This window comes from Microcoleus sp. Pol1C5 (assembly GCF_036701115.1).
GTDB lineage: Bacteria > Cyanobacteriota > Cyanobacteriia > Cyanobacteriales > Microcoleaceae > Microcoleus.
Window position 1 is genome coordinate 70,746 of the sequence record NZ_JAUBQE010000037.1, and the last position, 7,954, is coordinate 78,699.

The 7,954-nt window shown below is 46.9% G+C and carries 5 protein-coding genes; 4 read left to right on the top strand and 1 reads right to left on the bottom strand.

What is annotated here, in order from left to right:
- Positions 1–107: 107 nt before the first annotated feature.
- The 3 genes from QUA23_RS20275 (at position 108) to QUA23_RS20285 (ending at position 5,928) form a co-directional block, all read left to right on the top strand.
- Positions 108–3,281 (top strand): MASE1 domain-containing protein, encoded by a 3,174-nt coding sequence (locus QUA23_RS20275; RefSeq protein WP_333077975.1) that lies wholly within the window; start codon positions 108–110, stop codon positions 3,279–3,281.
- A 27-nt stretch (positions 3,282–3,308) separates the two neighbouring features.
- Complete coding sequence (locus QUA23_RS20280; RefSeq protein WP_333077976.1) at positions 3,309–5,117, top strand: PAS domain-containing sensor histidine kinase; 1,809 nt, start codon at positions 3,309–3,311, stop codon at positions 5,115–5,117.
- Positions 5,118–5,430: 313 nt separating this feature from the next.
- Positions 5,431–5,928: a hypothetical protein gene (locus QUA23_RS20285; RefSeq protein ID WP_333077977.1), complete on the top strand. Its 498-nt coding sequence runs from the start codon at positions 5,431–5,433 to the stop codon at positions 5,926–5,928.
- Between the two features lie 67 nt (positions 5,929–5,995).
- On the opposite strand, the gene QUA23_RS20290 is transcribed toward QUA23_RS20285, so the two are convergent.
- Complete coding sequence (locus QUA23_RS20290) at positions 5,996–6,487, bottom strand: WbuC family cupin fold metalloprotein (RefSeq protein ID WP_333063677.1); 492 nt, start codon at positions 6,485–6,487, stop codon at positions 5,996–5,998.
- Between the two features lie 76 nt (positions 6,488–6,563).
- Here QUA23_RS20290 and QUA23_RS20295 point away from each other — a divergent pair, with 76 nt between their 5' ends.
- Positions 6,564–7,787: a tetratricopeptide repeat protein gene (locus QUA23_RS20295; protein ID WP_333110492.1), complete on the top strand. Its 1,224-nt coding sequence runs from the start codon at positions 6,564–6,566 to the stop codon at positions 7,785–7,787.
- Positions 7,788–7,954: the final 167 nt, after the last annotated feature.

Consider the following 7,954-nt stretch of genomic DNA (forward strand, 5'->3'; position numbering starts at 1 on the left):
CCCCACTCCCCACTCCCCCAGTCAGGTGAGTCGTCAGGAGGAAGCTCGATCGCCCCAAAGCCGCCTAAATTAAAAACTAGGAATGGAGGATTCGATCGCACCTAAACATGAAACTGCTCAACCCCCGCACTCGAACGCTTCTGTACACGGGCATCCTGGCGCTGGCCTACTTTGTTACCGGAAAACTCGCAGCGTCGATGCTGGGACTGGTGAAAGCCGAACCCTCCCCCGTGTGGCCGCCCGCCGGTATTGCTCTAGCGGCACTGCTACTGCATGGGCGACGGATGTGGCCGGGAATTGTCCTCGGTTCAGTGCTGTTAAACTCTACCGGGGGTATACCGTCGGCTGTCATTGTCACATCGGCCTTTAGCGTCACCCTGCAAGCGCTGGCTGGAGAGGCTTTGCTGACTTGGAGCGGATTTTCTACCAAACTCGATCGATTGCGAGATGTTCTGGCTTTAGTGGCGGGCGCTGTCATCGGGTCTACTTTGGTCGGTTCTATCCTCGGCAACTTGGGAACGTGCATTTTTGGTTGGGCTCAGTGGAGCAATTTCTCTCGCAACTGGTGGACTACGTGGCTCGGAGACGGCATGGGAATTTTGATTGTGACTCCCGTGCTGCTGACTTTGAACCACGCCGTTAATAGTTTTAAATATCCACTAAAACTGAGATGTTTCATTATTCTTAATTACTTGTTTAGGAACAGCCAAGATGCCTGTTCCACAAGAGATGAATTTGATTGTAGAACAGCCAAGATGCCGGTTCTTGAAAATGGTGTAAAATGTGAAATTAAACCGGGGATTATTTCAAGTTTAAAAGCATTTTTTAACTGGGGGAATTACCCACCAAAACTTACAAATTATTCAAGCCGATTTTCTGCACCGGAAAACCGCTATAACCTTATATTTTTAATTATTAATTATTCAGAAATAGCGCTTTGGCTGACTCTTTTGCTGAGCGTAAGCTGGCTGTTTTTTTGCTCTAAAATACAGGCGGAGATCGCTCAGTATCCGCTGGAGTATCTGCCTTTTCCTCTAATAGTTTGGGCCGCCCTGCGGTTTCAACCGGCGGGAGCGATTTTTGCTTATTCGATCGTGTCTTACATCGCGATTTGGGGAGCAGTACAGGGAGGCGGCCCCTTTTTGGCCAAAAGCGATAATCTCAAACAGGCGGTTTTATTTTTACAAGCTTTTACCGGTACGATCGCCCTTGTGGCTCTGATGTTGGCCGCCGCCGTAGCAGAACGCCAGCAAGCGCTGGTGGAGGTGCGCCGCACGGCCGCCATGCTGCGCGATCGCGAAGCTAGTTTAGCCAACGCTCAGCGCATCGCTCAGTTGGGAAATTGGGATTTAAATTGCGCCGCCCTCACAGCAACTGACAACTGCCAAGAATCCGCTGAAGATCGTAGATCCCATATCGAATTGCGGTGGTCAAACGAACTTTACCGCCTCTTGGGTTTTGCTCCTGGAACTGTCAAACCGACACCAGAAGTTTTTTTGCAGGCCGTACATCCAGAAGACCGAGAATTGGTGGCGCGATCGCAGCGCCAAGCTATGTTTGAGCGCACACCCTATTGCATTAACTACCGAATTGTGCTGCCAGACGGTTCCGAACGCACTGTCTGCGAACAGTCAGCCATTCAGTCAGGGGCGATCGCCGCCACAGTCCAAGACGTTACCGAACGCCACCGCGCGGAAACCGCTTTGCGGGCGTCCTCCGATCGCGATCGCTTGCTCTCCGAAATCGCCCTGCGAATTCGCAACTCCCTCGACCTCGAAGAAATTCTCAACACTACTGTTGCCGAAGTCCGGCAATTTTTCAAGGCAGACCGCGCTTTCATCGGTATTGTGGACGCGGACGGGGTAAATCTTCCTAGCCCGGTGTACGGTAAGGTTGTGGCCGAGTCTGTGGGTGCCCAATGCCGTTCTCTTTTGGGGTGGGTACTCGCTGACGAGAATCACCTCGAAAGCCAGAAAACTTTTTATGCTAACAACCGCGTCCGATCTATCTCCGATACTGCTAGCGTTCAACTCAGCGTTCCAATTGCCCAATTGTACAGCGACTATCAAATTCGCGCGACGTTAAATGTGCCGATCGTGCTGGGGGATGAATTGTTCGGGATCTTGGCCGTCAACCAGTGTTCCGGGCCCCGCCAGTGGCAGGAATTTGAAATTGATTTGTTGGAAAAACTCGCTACCCAAGTGGCGATCGCTCTCCAGCAAGCCCAACTTTTGCAGCAGGTAAAAGCTCTCAATGCCAACTTGGAATCTCAAGTGGAGGAACGCACCCGCCAACTACAGCAAAAAATGCACGAGTTGGAAGAAAGCAACCGCCTCAAAGACCTATTTTTGCACGCAGTTTCTCACAATCTCCGCACTCCTGTTATGGGAATGTTAATACTGCTGAAAAATTTGCTCAACAAATCGGCATCTGATTCTCTACAAGATGTTCCGGTTTCTAGATCGATTTTGCAGCGCATCGTTCAGGCCAGCGAACACCAGTTGACTATGGTTAATTCCCTGCTCGACGCTCACGCTAGCGAGGTCAAAGGTATTGTTCTCAATACTGTACCGCTGCATTTGCCGTCTTTAGCTTCAGCCATTGTTGCCGATTTAGAACCGATACTGACCAAAAACCAAGCAACTTTGACTCAGGAAATCTCGGCGGATTTGCCACAAGTCAATGCCGATCGCCAACACTTGCAGCGGGTGCTAGAAAATCTGTTGACTAATGCTATTAAACACAATCCTCCGGGAGTCAATATAACTTTTAAAGCCGAGGTAATTGAAGTTGAAACAGTGCTAAGTTATGAAGAAAATTTACAGCCTTTAACATCGCCCAATAATCCGCTTGCCCGCTGTATCGCTAACCGGATATCTGCTGCGGGCGATCGTCCTAGGATCGGCGAGACAAACCAGAAAAATCAGGAAACCCTGGCCAAATTCAACCTTGACGGCAGTTGCAAAATGCCCCGCTATCAGGGCCAAATTGGCAATATCGGCAGCAAATTGCCCGGAGTCACCGTAAAAATGGTTCGCTGTACTGTAACAGATAATGGAGTGGGAATCAGTGCCAAACAGCGGGAATCTCTATTTGAACTTTACGTTGACGACCCTAATAGCCGACAATTAACAGGGCTGGGTTTGGGATTGTACCTCTCCAAGCAAATTATCAAAGCTCACGGCGGCGAAATTGGCGTCGAAAGCACTCCCGGCGGTGGTTCGACTTTCTGGTTTTCGCTACCTGTTGTCAACTCGGACGATCGATCTTTGTCAATATAAAATATAAAATCTAAAATCTAAAATGCTATGAACTATTTGGGCAATGCAAAATCCGTTCAGGCGTTAACGGTTTACGAGGTGTGGCGCGATCGCTTCCTCCGAGAGCGGCTGCGCCCTGCAGTCGGAATTGCAATCTTTTTTGCCTTCACAATAACGCTCTATTTTCTAGGCGAAAGATTCTTTGCTCGCCAGGAGTTTAAAAGTGTTTATTTGTACACGAGCGCTGCTGTAGAACTGGGTTTGTTGACCTGTTTTGTGTTGCAAAAAACCTCCTTCGGACAGCGCTATCCCGGTTTGCTATTTTTGGCTTTTTCGTGGTCGCTGACGGTGGTTGTACAGCTTGGACTAGCTGTCGCACAAGCCGGGGAATTACCAATTTTTACCTGGATTTTAGCGTTTCTGATCCAAGCTACGTTGATGCCCGTCCGCTGGCGCCTCCACCTGATTTCTCAACTCGGCGTTTTGTGTTGCCACGTCGGGATAAATTTGGTTTTAAATCTAAGTTTTGCTAAGTATACTCCTTTTAAGTTGACCGGGTTGTACTTATATTTGTTTTGGATTTGTTTGATTTGCGATTTGTCGGTTTATTGGTACGAATGTCTGCAACGGAAAGAGTTTAGTACCAGGCGTGAGTTGGAATCTGCTTACCAGCAGTTGGAGGTGGCGGAGGCGAAGTACCGCAGCATTTTTGAGAATGCGGGCGAGGGCATTTTTCAAAGCACTCCCGATGGCCGCTACATTACTGCAAATCCAGCTTTGGCGCGGATTTACGGCTGCGATTCCCCGGAAGAAGTGACGGCAAAGTTTACTGATATCGAGCGACAGTTGTATGTCGATCCGGCTCGCAGAAATGAGTTTTTGCGAGCGATCGAGGAAAGCGGCACAGTATCGGATTTTGAATCTAAAATTTACCGCTCAGACGGCAGTATTGTCTGGATTTCTGAGAAGGCGCGGGCGGTACGGGACAGCAGCGGCGCCGTGCTTTATTATGAGGGTTTAATTGAGGATATCACGCAGCGCAAACAGGCACAAGAATCGCTGCGGATGTTTATCCACGCTCTTTCTCACGACTTGCGAAACCCGGTGGCGGGAATGTTAATGGTGCTGAAAAATTGGCAGACGAAACCTGGGGATTCGATCGCAATTCCCCGTTCTATTTTGGAGCGGATGATTCAAGGTAGCGAGCAGCAATTGCGCTTGATAAATTCGCTGTTGGAAGTTCACGCCGGGGAATTGCGCGGTTTTGTTTTGCACTGCGAATCGGTTGATTTGAGGGCGCTAGTTGAAGCTGCTGCGACAGATTTGGAGCCTTTAATGAATGAGGGTAAAGCTACTTTTAAAAATTTGGTTCCGGATGATTTGCCAGCCGTGAATGCTGACAAAACTCAGTTGTGGCGTGTGTTATCTAATTTAATTTCTAATGCTTTGAAACACAATCTACCGGGATTGAATTTAACAGTTTCGGCTCAAGTAATCAAGGCGGGGAAATTAATTCTAAATCAAAGCACAGCAAAACAAGACACCGACAAGTTACCGATTACCAATCCACAATCCCCCATTACCAATCCCCAATCCCCAATCCCCAATCCCGGAGCTAGGATGATTTACTGTACCGTGGAAGATGACGGGGCGGGAATATTGCCGGAACAGTGCGAACATCTTTTTGACCTTTACGTTAGGGGCGATCGATCCCGACACTCGGTTGGTTTGGGTTTGGGTCTCTATCTTTGTCGGCAAATTATTGGTGCTCACGGCGGCCAAATTGGGGTAATTAGCACTCCCGGTGCAGGGGCAAGTTTTTGGTTTACTTTGCCGCTGGCTGAGAATTTCCGGTAATTTTTTTGTATTTTTAATTACATTTTATCTAGCAATCGTGCCACATATTTAGAACGTTATTAATTGCTGAAACCCTTGCAAATTATGCTCTTCCTTTTGCCTGCGGCTATACTTTTGTTGTGCCGTCGCAGGTACTTTTTGAGTTGTTCAAGCCAAATCTGTCGATCGGACTATTTCGATCAGACTATTGATATTAATTTAAAACCATGGTATAATTACCAAAAGTTTTTAAACGAAAAATAAATTTTAGATCTTCACATTTTCTTTAGAAACATCATTTAATCTAGAAAATCTCTAAAACTAGATAAAAAATATGCAATTTATGTTTATCGAGCAAAGCTCAGAAAATACAGCTAAAGACGATGCAGCTAAGTACGACTCAGCTAAATATAACGAGCGGTCGTTCTCAACTTTAATGCGAGCGCTCCGTCTTTCCCAAGGTTACTTTTCTTTCGTTTTAGTCAACTGTAACTCGCTAACTTTGCGAGAGCAAATAGTCGATCGGCTGCAAGCAAATTGTCCCGTGAAACCGCGGCAACTGTTTTTGCCCAAATCCGCGACAACTCTCTACACGACAATTGCAGCAGAAATAGACGGCGAAAAGCCTCCTGCTTTAATGCTCCTCGGTTTGGAATCAGTGGAGGCGATCGAGCGATTGCTCGTTTCTACCAACCTATTATGCAGCGAATTCAGCAAAAAATTTTCGTTTCCCCTCGTCTTTTGGGTGACGGATGAGCTCCTGAGAAAAATCATTCGCACGGCCCCGGATTTATACAATCGGATGACAACAATTAGATTCATCAGTAATTAGTAATCAGCCCATCGATTTTAGATTTTAGATTTTAGATTTTAGATTTTTAACAGTCAACAGTCATTAGTCAAGTGTTAAATTCCGCTTCCCAAATCAGGACTAATTCTCGCGCCGCCGCAGTTCCCTCAGCAGGAAAACCTGCCAAAAAGTCTTTATCCGCCCCCACGTCGTAAGGCCCTTCCTTAAACTCCAAAATCACAGTATCCTGTGTCAAAGCTACTAACGTGTGAATAGTGCCCTCTGGCAGTTCGACAGCGCGAGTCGGGCCGGCAGCGCTGACTCGCAAGGAGCGCAGGATTTGACCGTTTTCGTTCAAAATAACAATACCGACTTCTCCTTGAATCACCACAAAAAACTCAAAACCGTTAACTGCAGGCGGGCGGAGGTGTTGGTGAGGGCGGACGTAAGTGCCTGGTTGCAACACGTTGACAAACCGCTGCACTTTTTCAGACAAATCGTGGAAATTGTAGTTTTGTCGCTGGCGGGGACTGCGGCGGGAGGAAGCGGCAACTTCGTCTAGCAATTCTTGCGTCAGCAATTTGATCGGAGGGGACTGCACAACAGATATCCTGTATTTAATAGTTTATGAACAAATGGGCTAGTCTGGGATCATCGTTATCAGCATCTCTTGACACATGGAAATCGCAACTCAGGTGCGTATCACTAAGGCAATGCGTTTGTCAAGTATCTTTAGAAAAAGTATTAGCCCGATCGCCCTTTCAACTATTCTAGTCTGCGCCAGTAGCGTTTCTGCCTCTGAACCGAGGCCGGCACTGTTAATTCAGCAGGAATTCCCACAGCAGCAACTTAAAGAAGAAATTCGCGATCGAGTTCAAGAAGAAGTTGACATTGCTTTTGGGCGCACGGCGGTACTGCTGAACGGGCTGATAATTGCCCTAACTTTGTTTCCGACAGCAGCCGGAGTCGGGGTTTGGTTTCTATTGAGCAAATTGTCCAAGCAGACAACAATTGCCCGCCAAGAAATTGAAAGTCTCCATTACGATACAATCTCTCAATTAAAACTTTTAATTTCGGATGCTGAAACTATCTTAGGCGAAATTCAACAGCAAAGTCACCCGGCAGAGGCAGAAACAGACTTGTTATTCCCCGATGCCCAAATTCAAGAATTTGCTCCGGTTAACTATGGCAATTACCAACAGTTATTGACAGCCGGCGACTATGCCAAACAGGGAGATGCTTGTTTCTTTGAAAACCGTTATCAAGATGCGATCGCAGCTTACGATCAGGCCCTACAAATTCAGCCGGATTTAGCCGATACTTGGAATAACCGAGGAGTAGTGCTCACGAGAATGCAGCGGTATCCAGAGGCGATCGCCTCTTACGAACAAGCTACTACAATTCGTCCGAATTATCCCGATGCTTGGAACAATCGAGGCGTGGTATTGTTGGAGTTGCAGAAGTACCAGGAGGCGATCGGCTGTTACGAACAGGCAATTCAAGCCAAACCCGATTACGCCGACGCTTGGAACAACCGAGGCGTTGCTTTTTCCAAAATGCAGGAGTACGAACAAGCAGTAATTTCTTACAATCAAGCCCTACAAATTAAAAATGATTATACTGACGCTTGGAACAATCGAGGCGTTGCACTCTCCAAATTGCAAAAATACGAAGCTGCGATCGCTTCCTACGACAATGCTGCTAAAATTCGACCTGACTTTTACAGAATTTGGTACAATAAAGCCCGATGTTATGCCCTACAAGGTAAAATTGAATTAGCCATTGAAAATTTAAAGCGCGCCCTCAATCTCAATCCGAATGTGTGTAAAGAGTTGGCAAAAAGTGAAGCTGATTTAGAAAAAATTCGCGAACACGACGCATTTAAGCAGTTGATTAATTGAGCGGAACTAAGTAGATGAGTAGGAAAATACATACAGCCTATTCCAGGTTTATGAAGTGTAGGGACAAAGGTTGTTGCCTTTTCCCTACGGGGCATTACTCACAAGTTAAGCTAAAACCAAAGTTGTCAATGAGTAATTTTACTCATTTTTTACCTGTTGACCCAATT

What these genes read in the sequence shown, in the direction of transcription:
- QUA23_RS20295 (WP_333110492.1), top strand. Translation starts at nt 6,564, where the DNA reads ATGGAAATCGCAACTCAGGTGCGTATCACTAAGGCAATGCGTTTGTCA.
- QUA23_RS20280 (WP_333077976.1), top strand. Translation starts at nt 3,309, where the DNA reads ATGAACTATTTGGGCAATGCAAAATCCGTTCAGGCGTTAACGGTTTAC.
- QUA23_RS20275 (WP_333077975.1), top strand. Translation starts at nt 108, where the DNA reads ATGAAACTGCTCAACCCCCGCACTCGAACGCTTCTGTACACGGGCATC.
- QUA23_RS20285 (WP_333077977.1), top strand. Translation starts at nt 5,431, where the DNA reads ATGCAATTTATGTTTATCGAGCAAAGCTCAGAAAATACAGCTAAAGAC.